Genomic DNA, 16,668 nt, shown 5'->3' on the forward strand with positions numbered 1-16,668 from the left:
CATGCCGGGCCTTGTGCCGGGCATCCACGTCGTTCGTGTCGATGAGCCCGTCATGGCCGGGCCAAGCCCGGCCATGACGGATGATAACTACACGCGCGTCATGTCGTATTGCGGCCGCTCGCCGGTGCCGTAGCGCCGGAGCGCGCCCTCCTCGCCGACCGCGTTGGGGCGCTGGAAGATCCAGTTCTGCCAGGCGGTCAGGCGAGCGAAGATCTTCGATTCCATCGTCTCGGGACCGGCGAAGCGCAGATTAGCCTCGAGGCCGGTGAGACTGTCGGGCGAGAAGCTGGCGCGCTCCTCGAGGAAGACGCGGATCTCGTCCTCCCAGTCGATATCGTCGAGCGCGAAGGTGACGAGGCCGAGCTCCTCGGCCTCATCTGCCTCCAGCGGCTTGCCGACCTGCTCGTGCACGCGCTCGAGCCCGTTGGGATCGTCGAGGAAGCGCGACTGCAGCCGGGTCAGACCGTGGCTCATCGGATAGGGACCGAAATTCATCGCCGACAATTCGATGGAAGGCGCCGGGCGGTTGTCGCCCTGGATGGTGCCGATCAGCATGTAGGAGCGGTCGGAGGCGAACACGAGCTCGGCCAAGGTGCCGGCGAAGCACGAGCCGGGCTCGACCAGCGTCACCAGCGTGCGCGACGTGACGTCGATGCGCTTGAGCACGCGCTTCCAATAGTGCCTGATCTCGTTGACCAGCCAATGCGCCTTGTTGGCTTCGAGGAAGGCGTCGTAGGCCAGGACCTGGGAGTTCTCGCCCTGCGACTTGAACACCAGCATTGCGATGCCGAGTTCGTTGATGCGCAGATGCAGGATGGCGTCATCGAGCTCGCGCGCGACCTGCAGCGGCCAGAACGAGGCGCCCTGCCCGATCATGCCGTCGATGTCGGCCGGCGGCGCGGCCTCGGGAGCTGAGACCGTGATGGTGGCGATGCGGGCGGCGCGGTCGATGTCGACATTGACGAAGCCGTAGCGCACGCTGCTCGCGTCAATGATGCGCTTCAGCGGCGTGAGCGCGACGCCCTTGCCGCTGCCGTTGCGCTTGGATGCGGCCGCGAACTCCCTGGCGCGCTCGGCGACCTTGGCATCGACCTTGGAGTTCGGCGCGATCTCGTCGACGAGGCGCCACTGCACGGCGCGCTTGCCCTTGACGCCCTCTTCCGTCGTGCAGAACGCGTCCGCACGGTCGCGGCGCACCTTGCGCTTGTCGACGACGCGCGTCAGGCCGCCGGTGCCGGGCAGCACCGCGAGCAGCGGCACCTCCGGCAGCGACACTGAAGACGAGCCGTCATCGGCGAGGATGATGTGATCGGTGGCGAGCGCGAGCTCATAGCCGCCGCCGGCCGCGGTGCCGTTCACCACGGTGATGAAGCGCTGGCCGGAATTCTCGGATGAATCCTCGAAGCCATTGCGGGTCTCGTTGGTGAACTTGCAAAAGTTCACCTTGTGGGCGTGGGTCGCGCCCGCGAGCATGCGGATGTTGGCGCCGGCGCAGAACACGCGCGGCTTGGCCGAGCGCAGCACCACGACCTTCACTTGCGGGTGCTCGAAGCGCAGCCGCTGCACGGCATCTGCAAGCTCGATGTCGACGCCGAGATCATAGGAATTGAGCTTGAGCTGGTAGCCCTCGAACAGGCCGCCATTCTCGTCGACATCCATGGCGAGCGTCGCCACCTCGCCGTCGATCGAGAGCTTCCAATGTTTGTAGCGGGAGGGATCGGTCTGAAAATCGATGAACGTCTTGCCTCCCGCGAGCACGCGGTCTTCCCCGGCCATGAGTCACCCTTCGTTGGAGTGCTTATCGTTGAGATGCACAATAATTCATGTTATGACTGGCGTCTACCGTTAAATGCCAGAACATGCACTTTGTTTCATGTTTGTGATGCCGGTGACGGCAAGGTGGCTGCGGCGAACTCGGCGATAACGCGCAGGGTCGCCTCGGGCGCCTCGCGATGCGGGGAATGGCCGGTCTTGGGCAGCATCGTCACCTCGACCGGGCAGTAGCACTCCTCCTGGAGGATCTCGACCTGGCGGACGGTGCCGTACTGGTCATCGACGCCCTGGATCACGGCCACGGGGACGCGGATGTAGGCGAGGTCAGCCGTGATGTCCCAGGTCCGGAACGCCGGATCGAGCCAGGCGCCGTTCCAGCCATGGAACGCATTGTCGACGTCCTTGTGCCAGCGGCCGAGCTTGGTGCGCAGCTCCGTGGTTTCGTAAGTGGTCTTGATCGCGGCGATCGACGACACCGAAACGTCCTCGACGATGACATGCGGCGCGATCAGCACGATACCCTGGAGGCGATGGTCGGCGTGGCTGCCGGCATAGATCGCCGCGATCGAGGCGCCGTCGGAATGGCCGACGAGAAGACCGCGCCGGAAGCCGATCGCGTCGAGCAGCTTCGGCAGGACATCGCGCGCCTCGCGCTGCATGTAGTCGAGCGGGCGCGGCAGAGTGACCGGGCTCGAGGCGCCGTAGCCGGCGCGGGAATAGGCGAGCACGGAGGCGCCGGTGGCCTGTTGGAGCTTGTCGGGGAAGTCGCCCCACAGGCCGACCGAGCCCAGCCCTTCATGCAGCAGCACGATGCAAGGGGCGTCGGACGGCTGCGGGCCGATGAGACGATATTCGAGCTGGGCGGAGTCGATGGTGAGGAAGCCGTTCGGTGAAAGCTGCACGGTCACTCTCTCCTTCGTCATGCCCGGGCTTGACCCGCCTGCGCGGCCGAAGCCGCTTCGACGCGGCGAAGGCCCGGGCATCCACGCCTTTCTTCGTCGCGGCGGGATGGTTGGCCGGGTCAAGCCCGGCCATGACGACAACTAAAAGCAGGGCCAACTTACGGGCAGGAAGACCAATTACTGGCTCGCCCCCTCGCGCAGCTTGAAGCGCTGGATCTTGCCGGTCGCGGTCTTCGGCAAGGATTCCACCACCTCGATCCAGCGCGGATATTTCCACGGGCCGATCTTCTGCTTGACGTGTTCCTTCAGTGCCTCGTGCAGGGTCGAGCGATCGACGCTCGGGCGCAGCACGACATAGGCCTTCGGCTTCAGCAGGCCCTCCGGATCGGCTTCCGGCACCACGGCGGCCTCCAGCACGGAGGGATGCGTGATCAGCGCGCTCTCGACCTCGAACGGCGACACCCAGATGCCGGAGACCTTGAACATGTCGTCGGAGCGGCCGCAGAAGGTGTAGCGGCCATCGGCATCGCGAACATATTTGTCGCCGGTGCGCGTCCAATAGCCCTCGAAGGTCGAGCGGGTCTTGTGGCGCTGATTCCAGTAGCCTTCGCCAGCCGAGGGCGCGTGCACCAGCATCTCGCCGACCTCGCCGTCCGGCACGCCCTCACCGGCCTCGTTGACAAGACGAACCTGATAGCCCGGCACGGGGCGCCCCGATGAGCCGTATTTGATGTCCCCGGGCACGTTGGACAGGAAGATGTGCAGCAGCTCGGTCGAGCCGACGCCATCGAGAATGTCGACGCCGAACCGCGCCTTCCAGGCATTGCCGACCGATTCCGGCAGCGCCTCGCCGGCCGAAGTGCAGATGCGCAGAGCGCTGCCGGCCTTCTCATGACGCAGCGATTCATCGTGCAGCATCGCGGCGAACAAGGTCGGCACGCCGTAGAAGATGGTCGGATTGTAGCGGTTGAGCAGCTTGAACATCAGCGCCGGCGTCGGCCGCTCGGAGTTGAGGATCGTGGTCGCGCCGACCGACAGCGGGAAGGTCAGCGCATTGCCGAGGCCGTAGGCGAAGAACAGCTTTGCGGCTGACAGACAGACGTCGCTCTCGCGGATGCCGAGCACCTGGCTGGCATAGGTCTCCGCCGTCGCGGCGAGATTGCCGTGCAGATGGCGCACGCCCTTGGGCATGCCGGTCGAGCCCGACGAATATAGCCAGAACGCCGGCTCGTCCTCGTGGGTGGCGACCGTGTCGAACTGATCGCTCTCGCGCGCGAGCTCCTCGGTGAGCAGCTTGTGGCCGAAGGCATTGGCGCCGGAGACCACGACGCAATCGAGATCGGGCATCCGGCCGACAATGTCCTTCACCACCGGATACAGCGCCTCGTACACGAACAGCACGCGGGCGCGGCAGTCGGCCAGCACATAGGCGTATTGCTCCGAGGTCAGCAGCGTGTTGAGTGGCACCGGGACGATGCCCGCGCGCATGGCGCCAAGAAACACCGCGGGGAAATCCACCGTATCGAGCATGATCATCGCCACGCGCTCCTCGCGGCGGACGCCAAGGCGACGCAGCATGTTGGCGACGCGGCAGGTCTGCTGCTGCAAACCGCGATAGGTCAGCTCGGAGACCGTGTCCGTGTAGGCGAGCTTGTCGCCGCGCCCCGCCTCGACATTGCGGTCAAGCAACCACGATACCGCATTGTACGACTTCACGGCATTCTCCCCGGATTTTTGAATTATAATTCATACAAGGCCACCAACATCGCTTGCTGTCAATCCTCCCCGGCATTATGTTTCCTGCTCAAAAGAGTACCTTAGGGATATGACGCCACACAGCGATGCCCCGCGCGACGACGGCCAGTCCGCGGCCGAGACCGATTTCCTCGACCAGCTGGGCCAGCGGGTGCGGCGGATGCGCGGCCTCGCCGGCATGTCTCGCAAGGTGCTGGCCGAGGTCTCCGGGATTTCCGAGCGCTACATCGCCCAGCTCGAGAGCGGCAAGGGCAATGTCTCGATCGTGCTGCTGCGCCGCATCGCCAATGCGATCAACGCGCCGCTCGACGACATCATCCCCGGCGGCGAGCCATCGCCGGACTGGCCAGTCATTCGCGATCTCCTGAAGAAGGCGAGCCCGAGCCAGATCGCCGAGGTCAAGGAGCTGCTTGCCGGCGGCGCATCGGCGCCGCTGCGGCGTTCGTTCTCGGGCATTGCGCTGATCGGCCTGCGCGGTGCCGGCAAGTCGACGCTCGGCAAGATGCTGGCGGCGCGGATCGGCTGGAGCTTCGTCGAGCTGAACAAGGAGATCGAGCGGCAGAACGGGCTGTCGGTTGCCGAGATCATCGCGCTCTACGGCCAGGAAGGCTTTCGCCGCATGGAGCAGGCCGCCCTGGTGCAGCTGCTCGCGCGCAAGGAGCCGATGGTGCTGGCGACCGGCGGCGGCATCGTCTCCGAACCGGTGACCTTCGACCTGATCTTGACCTCGTTCTACACGATCTGGCTGAAGGCCGAGCCGGAGGAGCACATGGGGCGCGTGCGCAAGCAGGGCGACCTCCGCCCGATGGCCGACGACCGCTCGGCGATGGCCGAGCTGCGCAACATCCTCGCCAGCCGCGAGCCGCTGTACGCAAGGGCCAACGCCGTCGTGGATACAGCGGGCCTGTCGGTCGACGCGGCCGCCGCGCGGCTGGGTGAAGCTGTGAAGCCGGTCATCGCCAAAGAGGCCAGGATGTTTGCGCGAGGGTGAACGCGCGCAACGTCAATGCCGGCACATCCCGGCATGCGTTAACCACCGCCGTCATTTTCATACCGCCGATGGTGGCCACACACCCTCCGATTGCTTAATAGATCGTTAAGTGACTGGAGGACGTGTCATGGACAACCGTCGCAACGAGGCCCGCCAACGCGTCTACTATGGCGGCGTTCTGACATTCAACGCCGGCTGCTCGACGCTCGCCTGCGTCGTGCGCAACTTCAACAACCGAGGCATCAAGATCGAGTTGGAAGGGAGCGTGCTGCTGCCCGACCGCGTCGACGTCACGATCGAACGGCGCGGATGGTCGCGGCCGGCCCGCATGGTGTGGCGCGACGGTGCCGGCGCCGGCCTCGCCTTCGACAAGGAGAGCGAGGTCGTCTCGCTGGAATGGGCTCGCACGCTGCGCGACCGCGAACGCACCAACAAGCGGCTCAAATCCCGCCTCGAACAGATTCTGTCGGGGTACTGAGCTGATGTCCGAGGTCTCGCGAGACCGAGACGACCTGCTGCTTGCAGGTCCCGATGCGCCGCAGAGCCCCGCTCGCGCTGCCGAGCGCCGGCCGCGGCTGGCGTGGCTGCGGCGCGTCGCCCTCCTGCTCGCCGCTCAATATGTCATCGTGCTGCTGATCGGCGTCGCAGCGGCGTCCACCGTGCGATCCTATGTGCTGCCGGAGGTCGTCGACCGCTTCGAGGCCCTCGCAGCGGCGCTCAAGCGAACGCCGCTGCGGTAAGCTCATTCCATTTCCCGCAGCTCCGCGTAGGTGAGCGGCTTGAGGCTGGCGCCATCGAAATAGACGAAGCGCAACCGGCGACGGCGTGAGACGAAGTTCGACGGCAGCGGATCGTAGCGGAAGGTGCCGCCGCCGAGATGCGGCGTCAGGCTGCCGACATCGGTCAGCGCGTCGATCTCGACGCGCAGCAGCTTGAGGCTCGTGCCGTCGCGCAGGATCTCGAACGGAACCCGCGCCAGCCGCAGGAAGCTGGTCGGATCCGGCGCGGCGATGAAGCCGTCGACAAAGGCAGCCTCGACCTTGTCGAGATCCGGTTCGGCCGCCGCGGCGGGCTTGGCGCCGTCCGGTTGATGCGGCGTCTGCCACTGTACCGGCGAGCGGCCGCCGTGGGGATGGTTGTGACCGGGACCGTGCGGGGGGTGATCGTGGTCATGGTGGTGATCATGATCATGCGCATGGCCATGATCGTGATGATGATGGCCATGATGGTGGTGATGATGACGCATCGCGAGCCTCAGAAGCTGACCGGCTTGTTGATGATGGACTTGTGGCTGCCGAGCTTGCCGTGGGCGACCATCGAGCCGAGCGCCTCGACGACGACGCGCACGCCGATCAGCGCGGTGATGTCCGAGGTGTCGTAGGGTGGCGAGACCTCCACGACCTCGAGCCCGCACAGGCCTTCGGCGGCGACGAGGCCGAGCAGCTTCAGCGCCTCGCGCGGCAGGAAGCCGCCGGGCTCGGGCCAGCCGGTGCCCGGCACGAAGCCGCAATCGATGGAATCGACGTCGAACGAGATGTAGACCGCGTCGGCATCCTTCCAGGCCAATTCCAGCGCGATCTCGGCGGTCTTCTCCAGGCCGATCTTCTCGATGTCGGCGATGGTCAGCACGTTGGTGTTGCGCTTGCGCGCGACCTCGACGCCCTCGCGCGGCACCTGCCAGCCGCCGATGCCGAGCTGCACAAGATTGGTCGGCGACACGTTCGGCAGGTTGGTCGCCCAGTACCAGGGCGTGGTGTGCATGCGCTCGTCGAGATCCTTCTCCTGGATGTCGATGTGGCGGTCGAAATGGATGATGCCGATGCGCTTGTCGGTGCACTGCGCGATGCCGCGAACGCAGGGGAAGCCGATCGAATGGTCGCCGCCGAGCATGATCGGCAGCGCCCCGGACGAGAACACATGCGCGACGCCGCGGCTGATCTGGTCAAAACTCTTTTCAAGGTTGGCGGGGATGGTGAAGACGTCGCCGGCATCGCACAGGGTCATCTGCTCGCGCAGGTCGACGCCGAGCTCGTAGTTGTAGGGCGTGTACAGCGCAGAGATGCGGCGGATGCCCTGCGGCCCGAAGCGGGTGCCGGGCCGATAGGTGGTGCCGGAATCGAAGGGGATGCCGATCACCGCGGCGTCGTATTTGCCGACGTCGCGGACGTTCTCGACATACGGCGCCTTCATGAAGGTGTTGATCCCGGCGAAATGCGGCAGCTCGCCGCGCGCAAAGGTCGGGATCTCGCGATCCGTCAGCGTGTCGGCGCCGGGCAAACCCATGTCGAGCGCCCATTGCTTCTCCCTGCGCCAGCCGTTGCTCGGCAGCCTGCCCTCGGCCTCCAGCGCCTGCCAGCCTTGCGTCGCCATCTTGTCGAAGTCCGGATGGTGACGCCGCATGAGCCGGCGCTGCGCGTGCAATCCGGCGCGGTGCGACCGGCGCATGAGTGGGAATGACATGGAGACTCTCCTTCGTTTCTTTCGACGTTTCTTGAACTGACTATTGCGCCGCCTGCAGGCTGGCGCGGATGAATCCGAGCACCGGCACGGCGCTGTCGCGGGTGAGATCGAGGTCGTAGGTGATGCGCGCGCCGAAGCGCTCGGGCGCCTGCGGATCCTTGCGCGGGCGGTCGAGCGCGATTAACCGGGTGGCGAGGCCGAACGCCTCCTTGATATCGTGGGTGACCATCACGATGGTCATGTTGTGCTCGCGCCACAACGGCTTGATCAGCCCATGCATCTGCGCACGGGTGCCGGGATCGAGCGCGCCAAAGGGCTCGTCGAGCAGCAGCACGCGCGGCTGCTTCGCCAGTGCCTGCGCGATCGCCAGCCGCTGCTGCATGCCGCCGGACAGCGCGCTCGGATATTTGTCGCGATGCTCGGCCAGGCCGACGGCCTCGATCAGCGCGCGGCTCTTCTCCATCGCCTCCTTGCGCGCCGACCCGAACAGCCGCGCCGTGAACGGGCTGCCGGCAAGCTCATAGCCGAGCAGCACGTTGCCGAGCACGGTCAGATGCGGGAACACCGAGTAACGCTGGAACACGATGCCGCGGTCGGGCCCCGGCTCGGCCGGAAACGGCTGTCCATCGAGCAGCACCGCGCCCTGGGTCGGCCTCTCCTGGCCGAGGATCAGGCGCAGGAAGGTGCTCTTGCCTGCACCTGAAGGGCCGACGATCGACAGGAAGGTGCCGGAGGCGATTTCGAGATTGATGCGCTCGAGCACGACCTGGTTGCCGTATTCGACCCAGACGTTGCGGAAGGACAGCGTGCTCATCAGCGGCTCCCTTGCGCATAGGCCCAGGGAAAAGCGCGCCGTCCGAACCAGACCAGCGCATAGTCGAAGATGTAGGCGAGCAGCGTGATCCAGACGACGTAAGGCAGGATCACGTCCATCGACAGATAGCGCCGGACCAGGAAGATGCGGTAGCCGAGCCCGACATCGGAGGCGATCGCCTCGGCCGAGATCAGGAACAGGAAAGCGGGCCCGATCATGAGCCGCAGCCCCTGGATCAGGCGTGGCATGATCTGCGGCAGCACGACGCGGATCGCGACCTGCCAGGTCGAGGCGCCCAGGGTCTGCGCCTTGATCAGCTGCTCGCGCGGCATGTTTTGCACCTCGAGCGAGAGGTCGCGCACCAGGGTCGGCGTAACGCCGATGATGATCAGCACCACCTTGGACAGCTCGCCGAGGCCGAACACGATGAACAGAACCGGCAGCACCGCCATCGGCGGGATCATCGACAGTACCGCAATCAGCGTGCCGAAGCCGGCGCCGGCGATCGGAAGCAAGCCGATGGCGAGTCCGAGCACGAGGCCGATGACGGCGGCAATGCCGAGCCCGAGCGCGAGCCGCTGCAGGCTCGCGGCCGTGTCCGACCACAGCACGTAGTCGCCGGAGCGACGATCCGGCTCGGTCGCGAGCCGCTTGGAGGTCGCGACCATCTCGGAGACCGGCGGCAGCAGCTTGTCGTCCGGATTGTCCGCACGCCGCTGCGCCGACCCCACCACGTAGATCAGCGCGATCAGCAGGAACGGCAGCAGCGCCAGCAACAGCCGGCTGCCCCGGTTCGGGACGACGTTCATCGCACGCGTCATGGATGGCTCCCTAACTCCTCATGGTGAGGAGGCGCGCAGCGCCGTCTCGAACCATGAGGCCCACCTCGGCCTCACCCTTCGAGACGCTTGCTGACGCAAGCTCCTCAGGGTGAGGGGTGACACGAGTTGCGCAGCGGACAGACGGCTCAGAGCTTCCCGTCGGCGGCCATCTTCATGAAGGTCGGATCGAAGCGCAGCTTGACATTGCCTGCCGCGCCCAGCGTCTTCGTTGGCGTGGAGATGCCGACCGCGTCCTTCGACTTCACGTTCTCGCCAAGCAGATTGTGGTCGAAGCAGAAGGTGCGCACGAGATCCATGATCTTCGGCAATTCCGGTCCGGTCACGAAGGCGAGCGCGTCCTTCGGCTCATAATACATGAACGTGGTCTTGAGCTGGGTCTCGAAACCGGCGAGATCGGTGCCCGACAGCTTGGCCATCGCCTCGCGCGCGGCCTTGCCCTTCTCGCTCTGGTCCTTCATCAGCGCGATGGTCTCGTACCAGATGCCGACCAGCGCCTTGCCGAGCTCGGGATTGTCCTTGAGCGTCGCACTGTTGACGACCATGAGATCCTCGATCTCGCCGGGGATCTTGCTGGAGTCGAACACCAGCGTCGCGCCAGGCTCGGCCTTCACCTCCAGCAGCTGCGGATTCCAGGTGACCACGGCCGTCGTGTCCGGCGACTTCGCGGCGGCGACGATGTCGGCGTCCGAGGTGTTGACCGTCTTGATGTTCTTCTCGGACAGCTTCGCGGTCTCGAGGCCGCGCGCCAGCAGATAATGCGACACCGAGAGCTCGACGAGGTTGACCTTCTGGCCCTTGATGTCGGCCATGGTCTTGCCCTTCTTGAGCACGACGCCGTCATTGCCGTTGGAGTAGTCGCCCATGATGATGGCCGACGTGTCGACGCCGCCGGCAGCGGGGATGGTCAGCGCATCCATGTTGGTGACGGTGACGCCGTCGAACTTGCCGGCGGTATACTGGTTGATCGATTCGACGTAGTCGTTGATCTGCGTGACCTTGATCGTGATGCCGTATTTGTCGGCCCACTTCTTGACGATCCCGGACTCGGCCGCATAGGGCCACGGCATCCAGCCGACATAGATCGTCCAGGCGATGTTGAATTCCTTCTTCTTCTCGGCTGACGCTGGTGACAGCGACGCGGTCGCCAGCGTCGATGCCGCGAGCAGGGCAACAAACAGATTTCGCGCTTTGAACATGTCCAGTCCCTCATCGGTTTTCTGACCGCGGACTGGCATGAAGAACCTCGTGCCTGCCAAGCGCGGCCACTGAGGTCTCCCGGGTTTTTATCCCGCCGTGCACCAGGGCTCTCCCCTGGCGGCTGCTCTCGGACCAGCGTTCTCGACCGAGAACCGGAACCCTAGCTGCCAACTCTGAGCAACTGGAAGAGCAATCCGCGTGCCACGGAAAATGCTTGCGATTCAACGGAACAAATCACAGCATATGCTCAAAAAGACGGCATCACGAATTCATCTTAGGCGATGAGGATCGTTGGCGCTCGGCGGCCATTCATCAGTGGCATGAACCGGTGGCCGAGCGCGAACGACCTCATCAGGTCGGCACGTCCGGTGCTGTGTTGGGAGTCTCGTTGTCATGATCAAGTTGTCAGGGATCGCAATGGCAAGCATGCTGGTCGTGAGTCTTGCGTCCGGAGCGGCCATGGCGCAGAGCGCACCGGCAGCGGATGCGCCGGCCCAGCCTGCTCCCGCCGCAACTCCCTCTCCGACGCCAAGTCCTTCCCCTGCCGCGGCGGCACCTGCTCCGGCGCCGGCAGCCACGACCGAAAAGCCGGCCGAGACAAAGCCGGCCGCCGATGCGGCCGCCACGAAAAAGAAGAAGCGTACCAAGACCACCCGGCAGGAAGTCGAAGACTCCCTGCGCAGCGGCAAGGTGCCCTCGCGCTATCGCAGCCGGGTGCCGAAGGAATACCAGAAGTACATCCCGTTCGACCGCTGAGCGCGGAGGCGGCGATGCGCAGATCGGCGGCGCCTAGGTTGGCGGCGTCATCTTGACGATGATTCCGACGATCAGCATGAAGGCGAGACAAAGCGCCGTCTCGAGGTCGGAATGAGCAGACCAGAAGCTGCGCAGACTGGCCGCGGCCTTTTTCGGTGCTTCGATTCGGAGATGAGGCGCACGCATTTGCTCAACCTTTGGTAAAGGGTGAAACAAAGTACTACCCTGAAGAATAATCCCGTCCACGCCGCGCCTCAATGCGAAAAATCGGCGCACGCCAGCACGACTATGAAATCTACGCCCCTCGCGCGACGCGATCTTGATTTGAGTCAATCCGCTTCCACGTCGTCATAGCCGGCAGCGCTCCGCCCTCAGATACCGAGATAACGGTGCTGCAGCTCCGGCTCGGCCATCAGTTGGTCCGATGTGCCGTGCCACACCGTGCGGCCACGCTCGATGATATAGTGGCGGTCGCAGATGCGGGTCAGATGCTCGACATTCTTGTCGATCACCAGGATCGACTGCCCGCGCGATTTCAGCAGCGACAGGCAGTTCCAGATCTCCTCGCGGATCAACGGCGCCAGCCCCTCGGTCGCCTCGTCGAGAATGAGGAGTTTTGGGTTGGTCATCAGCGCCCGGCCGATCGCCAGCATCTGCTGCTCGCCGCCGGAGAGCTGGTTGCCCATGTTGCTGCCGCGTTCGGCGAGCCGCGGAAACAGCGCGTGGATCTTGTCGAGCGTCCAAGGATCGGACGCGCCGAGCCGGTTGGCCGAAGCCGCTACGAGATTCTCGGTGACGGTCAGATTCGGAAAGATCTGCCGTCCCTCCGGCACCAGGCCGATGCCGAGCTGGGCGATCCTGTAGGACGGCAGCTTTCGCGTCTCCTGGCCGCTGAAGCGGATCAGGCCGGCGCGCGCCTGGGTCAGGCCCATGATCGATCGGATCGTGGTGGTCTTGCCCATGCCGTTGCGGCCCATCAACGAGACCATCTCGCCGGGACGGATCGCCAGCGACAGGCCGAACAAGACCTGACTCAGGCCGTAACAGGTCTCGATGCCGTCGACCTCGAGCAGCATGGCGCTTGTCCCCAGATCAACCATGGCCGACCACCACGTGCTGATCGCCGAGATAGGCGCGCTTGACCTCCTCGTTCTGCCGGATCTCGTCCGGCTTGCCCGAGGCGATGATGCGGCCATAGACCAGCACCGAGATGCGGTCGGCGAGCGCGAACACCGCCTCCATGTCGTGCTCGACCAGCACGATCGAGACCTCGTCGCGCAGCTCATTGAGCAGCTTCACCATGCGCTGCGACTCGGTCACCCCCAAGCCGGCCATCGGCTCATCGAGCAGCAGGAGCTGCGGCTTGGTCGCGAGCGCGACCGCGAGCTCCAGCTCGCGCTGCTCGCCATGGCTGAGCTTCGAGACCAGCACGTCGGCGCGATGGCCGAGACCGACGCGCTCCAGCGCGGCGTGCGCGGCGGCGCGCAGCGGCTTGTCCTTGCGCGCGGCTGCGAAGAAACGGAACGAGTGTTTGCCGTCATGGGCTTGCGCGGCCAGCGCGACATTGTCGGCCACGGTGAAGTCGGTCAGCAGCGAGGTGATCTGGAACGAACGCGCCAGCCCCAGTGCGCTGCGCTTATAGGCGGGGAAATGCGAGATGTCGCGGCCACCTAAGAAAATGCGCCCCGCATGCGGCGCCAGGTGGCCGGTGAGCTGGCTGATCAGCGTGGTCTTGCCGGCGCCGTTCGGCCCGATGATGGCGTGGATCTCGCCCTTGGCAACGTCCAGGCAGACGTGATCGGTGGCGACGATGCCGCCGAACCGGCGCACGAGATTGTCGACGCGAAGCAACGGCTCAGCCACGGTTCAACCTCCCGAGCATGCCCATGATGCCGCCGCGGCCGAACAGCACGATCAGGAGCAGCAGCGGCCCCATGATCAGCGCCCAATATTCGGTGATCTGCGACAGCACCTCTTCCAGCACGAGGAACACCACCGCGCCGACGACCGGCCCCATCAGGGTGCCCATGCCGCCGAGGATGACCATCACCATGAGATCGCCGGAGCGGGTCCAGTACATCACGGCAGGGCTGACGAAATCGGTATTGTTGGCAAGCAGTGCGCCGGACAGGCCGCACAGCATGCCGGCGATGACGAAGCACGCCAGCTTGTACCGCTTCGACGGGAAGCCGATCGCCTGCATGCGCTGCTCGTTGGAGCGCAGGCCCTGCAGCACGAGGCCGAAGCGCGAATTGACGATGCGCCAGATCAGCACCACGACGGCAAGCAGGCAGAACAGGCAGAGATAATAGAACTGCACGCGGTTGCCGAGGTTGATCAGGCCACCGAAATCGCTGCGCTTGTAGACGGTGAGCCCATCATCCCCGCCGTAACGGGCGAGGCCGGACGCGACGTAGTAGGCCATCTGCGCGAAAGCCAGCGTGATCATGATGAAATAGACGCCGCGGGTGCGCAGGGAAAGCGCACCGATCACCAGCGCATAGAGCGCCGACACCGCGATCGCCACCGCGAACTGCGCCCAGCCGGAGCCGATGCCTTCCTGCGCCAGGATGCCGACGGCGTAGCCGCCGATGCCGAGATAGGCGGCATGGCCGAAGCTCATCATGCCGCCATAGCCCATGATGAGGTTGAGGCTGACGGCCGCCAGCGCCAGGATCACGATGCGGGTAAACAGCGTGAGGATGAAAATGTTGCCGGAGAGGTTGGAATAGACCGGCAGCAGCACCAGGCCGGCCACGACGAGTGCGGCCACGAGGCTTGAGACGTTGAGCTGTGATTTCATCTGCGGTTGGCCGGAAACAGACCTTCAGGCCGCGCCACCAGCACGATCGCCATCAGGAGATAGATCAGCATCGACGACATCGCCGGCGCCGCCGTGGACGCCGCCGCCGAGTTCAGCACCTGGCGCAACAGGTTTGGCAGGAAGGCGCGGCCCATCGTGTCGATCAGGCCGATCATGATCGCGGCGATGAAGGCGCCGCGGATCGAGCCGATGCCGCCGATCACGATCACGACGAAGGCAAGGATCAGGATGTTCTCGCCCATGCCGATCTGCACGGTCAGGATCGGCGCCTGCATCAGCCCGGCGAGGCCCGCGAGCGCGGCGCCGAGGCCGAACACCAGCGTATAGAGCAGCTTGATGTTGATGCCGAGCGCACCGATCATCTCGCGGTTGGAGGCGCCGGCGCGGATCAGCATGCCGATCCGCGTCCGCATCACCCCGAGATAGAGCAGCAGCGCCACCAGGAGCGCCACGACGATGATGGCGAGCCGATAGGCGGGATATTGGATGCCGGGCAGGATCGTGACCGGGAAGGCGAGCCAGGACGGCAGCGGCAGCGCCAGTCCCGCCGGGCCCCAGATCAACCGGACGGCCTCGTTGAAGAAGAGGATCAGGCCGAACGTCGCGAGCACATGGTCAAGGTGATCACGCCCATAGAGATGGCGCAGTGCCGTGAATTCGAGCACGATGCCGAGCAGAAGCGTGGCTCCGAGCGCCATGACCGCACCGAGCACGAAGCTGCCGGTCCAGGCCACGAACGTCGCTGCGAAATAGGCGCCCATCATGTAGAGCGAGCCGTGGGCGAGGTTCACGAAGTCCATGATGCCGAACACCAGCGTCAGGCCGGCGGCCAGCAGGAACAGCAGCAGTCCGAACTGCAGCCCGTTCAGGAATTGTTCGACGACGAGAAGCATGCCCCTCACTTCACGCTTAAAAAGACGGCGGCAGAACCCGTTCCAGGCGCTGCCGCCATGTCCGTCCCGATCTTAGGCCGGAGATGTTTTAAGCTTCAAGCAAATTCCAGGCCTGTTTCGGCCGCTGGCTCGGAATTCTTTTCGCTCACTTCATCGGGCACTTGTCGTGGAAGCGGTCCTGGTCGTTCTCGACGATGGTGGCGACCGTCTTCAGCGAGAGCTGGCCGTCGGTGTCCTTGACCACGTCCTGCAGGTAGAAGTTCTGGATCGGGATGTGGTTGTTGCCGAATTTGAAGGAGCCGCGCAGCGACTTGAAGTTGGCCTTCTCCATCTCGGCCTTCATCGCGTCCTTCTTGGACGTGTCGCCCTTGACCGCAACCACGGCGCTGTTGATCAGCTGGGCCGCGTCATAGGCCTGGGCGCCGTAATAGGTCGGACGCAGGCCGGTGTATTTCTTGCGGTAGTCGGCGACGAACTTCTTGTTCTGCTCGTTCGGCAGGTCGTTGACCCATTCCTGGGCGCCGGGCACGCCGATCGCATTGTCCTTCTGCAGCGGCAGCGACAATTCGTCGACGGTGAAGGCGGTGTAGAGCGGCATCTTCTCCTTGAGCCCGGCCTGCGCGTATTGATTGAGGAACTGCACGCCGGCCGCACCTGGGTAGAACACGAAGATCGACTCGGCGCCGGAGGCGCGCGCCTTGGAGAGCTCGGCGGAGAAGTCGAGCTGGCTCGGCCACACCGTGTATTCCTCGCCGACGACCTGGCCCTTGAAGGTGCTCTTCACGCCGGCCAGCATGTCCTTGCCGGCGGCATAGTTCGGGCCGATCAGGAACACCGACTTGACGCCCTTCTGGTTCATGTAGAGGCCCATCGCGGCGGGCGTCTGGTCGTTCTGCCAGGAGGTCGAGAACACGTAAGGCGAGCACAATTCGCCGGCGAGCTGCGACGGGCCGGCATTGGCCGAGATCAGGAAGGTCTGGGAATCCACCGCGGTCTTCAGCGAGGCCAAGAGCACGTTCGACCAGATGTAGCCGACGATGAAGTCCACCTTGTCGGACTGCACCAGCTTCTCGGTCTTCTGCTTGCCGACGTCAGGCTTCTGCTGGTCGTCCTCGTAGATCACCTCGACCGGCTTGCCGTCGATCTTGCGGCCGAGATGGTCGAGCGCGAGCTCGAACGAGTTGCGCATGTCGTTGCCGATCACGGCGGTCGGACCGCTGAACGTCGAGACGAAACCGATCTTGATGGTGTCGCCGGCAAAGGCCGTGCTCGAAAACAGCAGTGCCGCGGCGCTCGCCAGCCAGAAGCTCTTCATGGTCTTCCTCCCCTCAGACAAATCGTTCTTATCGTTGTTTCGTCGCCGCTACGCAGCAGCACGACCAGCGGCGGCGTTTCGCCGCAGCATCCGTCGCGCGGTGCTCATCCTGCGCACGATCGGCCCATGCACCATAATTCCCGGAA

The 16,668-nt window shown here is 64.8% G+C and carries 17 protein-coding genes, 1 pseudogene and 1 riboswitch; of the genes and pseudogenes, 4 read left to right on the forward strand and 14 right to left on the reverse strand.

What is annotated here, in order from left to right; genetic code table 11:
- Positions 1-87 precede the first annotated feature (87 nt).
- The 3 genes from boxC to ACQR2C_RS27385 all read right to left on the reverse strand — a co-directional run bounded on the left by boxC (position 88) and on the right by ACQR2C_RS27385 (position 4,391).
- Positions 88-1,776, reverse strand: coding sequence for a 2,3-epoxybenzoyl-CoA dihydrolase (gene boxC, locus ACQR2C_RS27375; protein ID WP_315801604.1), 1,689 nt, complete (start codon positions 1,774-1,776; stop codon positions 88-90).
- A 95-nt stretch (positions 1,777-1,871) separates the two neighbouring features.
- Entirely contained in the window at positions 1,872-2,675 is an 804-nt protein-coding gene (locus ACQR2C_RS27380) for an alpha/beta fold hydrolase (protein WP_316218158.1), read from the reverse strand.
- A 177-nt stretch (positions 2,676-2,852) separates the two neighbouring features.
- Entirely contained in the window at positions 2,853-4,391 is a 1,539-nt protein-coding gene (locus ACQR2C_RS27385; protein ID WP_434882501.1) for a benzoate-CoA ligase family protein, read from the reverse strand.
- A 109-nt stretch (positions 4,392-4,500) separates the two neighbouring features.
- Between ACQR2C_RS27385 and ACQR2C_RS27390 the strand changes: the two genes are divergently transcribed.
- From ACQR2C_RS27390 to ACQR2C_RS27400, 3 genes are all read left to right on the forward strand, one after another.
- Positions 4,501-5,421: a helix-turn-helix transcriptional regulator gene (locus ACQR2C_RS27390; RefSeq protein WP_315801607.1), complete on the forward strand. Its 921-nt coding sequence runs from the start codon at positions 4,501-4,503 to the stop codon at positions 5,419-5,421.
- A 127-nt stretch (positions 5,422-5,548) separates the two neighbouring features.
- The gene (locus ACQR2C_RS27395) at positions 5,549-5,899 is read left to right on the forward strand and encodes a PilZ domain-containing protein (RefSeq protein WP_315801608.1); all 351 of its coding nucleotides are present in this window, start codon (positions 5,549-5,551) and stop codon (positions 5,897-5,899) included.
- 4 nt (positions 5,900-5,903) lie between these two features.
- The gene (locus ACQR2C_RS27400; protein ID WP_316237357.1) at positions 5,904-6,161 is read left to right on the forward strand and encodes a hypothetical protein; all 258 of its coding nucleotides are present in this window, start codon (positions 5,904-5,906) and stop codon (positions 6,159-6,161) included.
- Positions 6,162-6,163: 2 nt separating this feature from the next.
- On the opposite strand, the pseudogene ACQR2C_RS27405 reads toward ACQR2C_RS27400, so the two are convergent.
- From ACQR2C_RS27405 to ACQR2C_RS27425, 5 genes and pseudogenes are all read right to left on the reverse strand, one after another.
- A pseudogene (locus ACQR2C_RS27405) lies at positions 6,164-6,532 on the reverse strand (hypothetical protein); the annotation flags it as partial.
- Positions 6,533-6,675: 143 nt separating this feature from the next.
- On the reverse strand, positions 6,676-7,881 hold the full coding sequence (locus ACQR2C_RS27410; protein WP_315801610.1) for an arginase family protein: 1,206 nt from the start codon (positions 7,879-7,881) through the stop codon (positions 6,676-6,678).
- A gap of 40 nt (positions 7,882-7,921) precedes the next feature.
- Positions 7,922-8,695: an ABC transporter ATP-binding protein gene (locus ACQR2C_RS27415; protein ID WP_315801611.1), complete on the reverse strand. Its 774-nt coding sequence runs from the start codon at positions 8,693-8,695 to the stop codon at positions 7,922-7,924.
- Positions 8,695-9,516 (reverse strand): ABC transporter permease, encoded by an 822-nt coding sequence (locus ACQR2C_RS27420; RefSeq protein WP_434882502.1) that lies wholly within the window; start codon positions 9,514-9,516, stop codon positions 8,695-8,697. The genes ACQR2C_RS27415 and ACQR2C_RS27420 overlap by 1 nt, the downstream gene beginning before the upstream one ends.
- A gap of 146 nt (positions 9,517-9,662) precedes the next feature.
- Positions 9,663-10,733: a putative urea ABC transporter substrate-binding protein gene (locus tag ACQR2C_RS27425; RefSeq protein ID WP_434882503.1), complete on the reverse strand. Its 1,071-nt coding sequence runs from the start codon at positions 10,731-10,733 to the stop codon at positions 9,663-9,665.
- A gap of 74 nt (positions 10,734-10,807) precedes the next feature.
- Positions 10,808-10,909: riboswitch (guanidine-I (ykkC/yxkD leader) on the reverse strand.
- A gap of 218 nt (positions 10,910-11,127) precedes the next feature.
- Here ACQR2C_RS27425 and ACQR2C_RS27430 point away from each other — a divergent pair.
- Positions 11,128-11,490: a hypothetical protein gene (locus ACQR2C_RS27430; protein ID WP_316182025.1), complete on the forward strand. Its 363-nt coding sequence runs from the start codon at positions 11,128-11,130 to the stop codon at positions 11,488-11,490.
- A 33-nt stretch (positions 11,491-11,523) separates the two neighbouring features.
- On the opposite strand, the gene ACQR2C_RS27435 is transcribed toward ACQR2C_RS27430, so the two are convergent.
- The 6 genes from ACQR2C_RS27435 to ACQR2C_RS27460 form a co-directional block, all read right to left on the reverse strand.
- Entirely contained in the window at positions 11,524-11,823 is a 300-nt protein-coding gene (locus tag ACQR2C_RS27435) for a hypothetical protein (RefSeq protein ID WP_315801615.1), read from the reverse strand.
- A gap of 38 nt (positions 11,824-11,861) precedes the next feature.
- Entirely contained in the window at positions 11,862-12,566 is a 705-nt protein-coding gene (locus tag ACQR2C_RS27440) for an ABC transporter ATP-binding protein (RefSeq protein ID WP_315801771.1), read from the reverse strand.
- Between the two features lie 16 nt (positions 12,567-12,582).
- Positions 12,583-13,353: an ABC transporter ATP-binding protein gene (locus ACQR2C_RS27445; RefSeq protein WP_434882504.1), complete on the reverse strand. Its 771-nt coding sequence runs from the start codon at positions 13,351-13,353 to the stop codon at positions 12,583-12,585.
- Positions 13,346-14,293 carry a branched-chain amino acid ABC transporter permease gene (locus tag ACQR2C_RS27450; RefSeq protein WP_434848373.1) on the reverse strand — a complete coding sequence of 316 codons (948 nt, stop codon included), beginning with the start codon at positions 14,291-14,293 and terminating at the stop codon, positions 13,346-13,348. The genes ACQR2C_RS27445 and ACQR2C_RS27450 overlap by 8 nt, the downstream gene beginning before the upstream one ends.
- Entirely contained in the window at positions 14,290-15,207 is a 918-nt protein-coding gene (locus ACQR2C_RS27455) for a branched-chain amino acid ABC transporter permease (protein ID WP_315801618.1), read from the reverse strand. The genes ACQR2C_RS27450 and ACQR2C_RS27455 overlap by 4 nt, the downstream gene beginning before the upstream one ends.
- A 145-nt stretch (positions 15,208-15,352) precedes the next feature.
- Positions 15,353-16,522: an ABC transporter substrate-binding protein gene (locus tag ACQR2C_RS27460; protein WP_315801619.1), complete on the reverse strand. Its 1,170-nt coding sequence runs from the start codon at positions 16,520-16,522 to the stop codon at positions 15,353-15,355.
- Positions 16,523-16,668: the final 146 nt, after the last annotated feature.

Origin of the sequence: Bradyrhizobium sp. HKCCYLRH3061 (assembly GCF_051168015.1) — a bacterium.
Classification (GTDB): Bacteria; Pseudomonadota; Alphaproteobacteria; order Rhizobiales; family Xanthobacteraceae; genus Bradyrhizobium.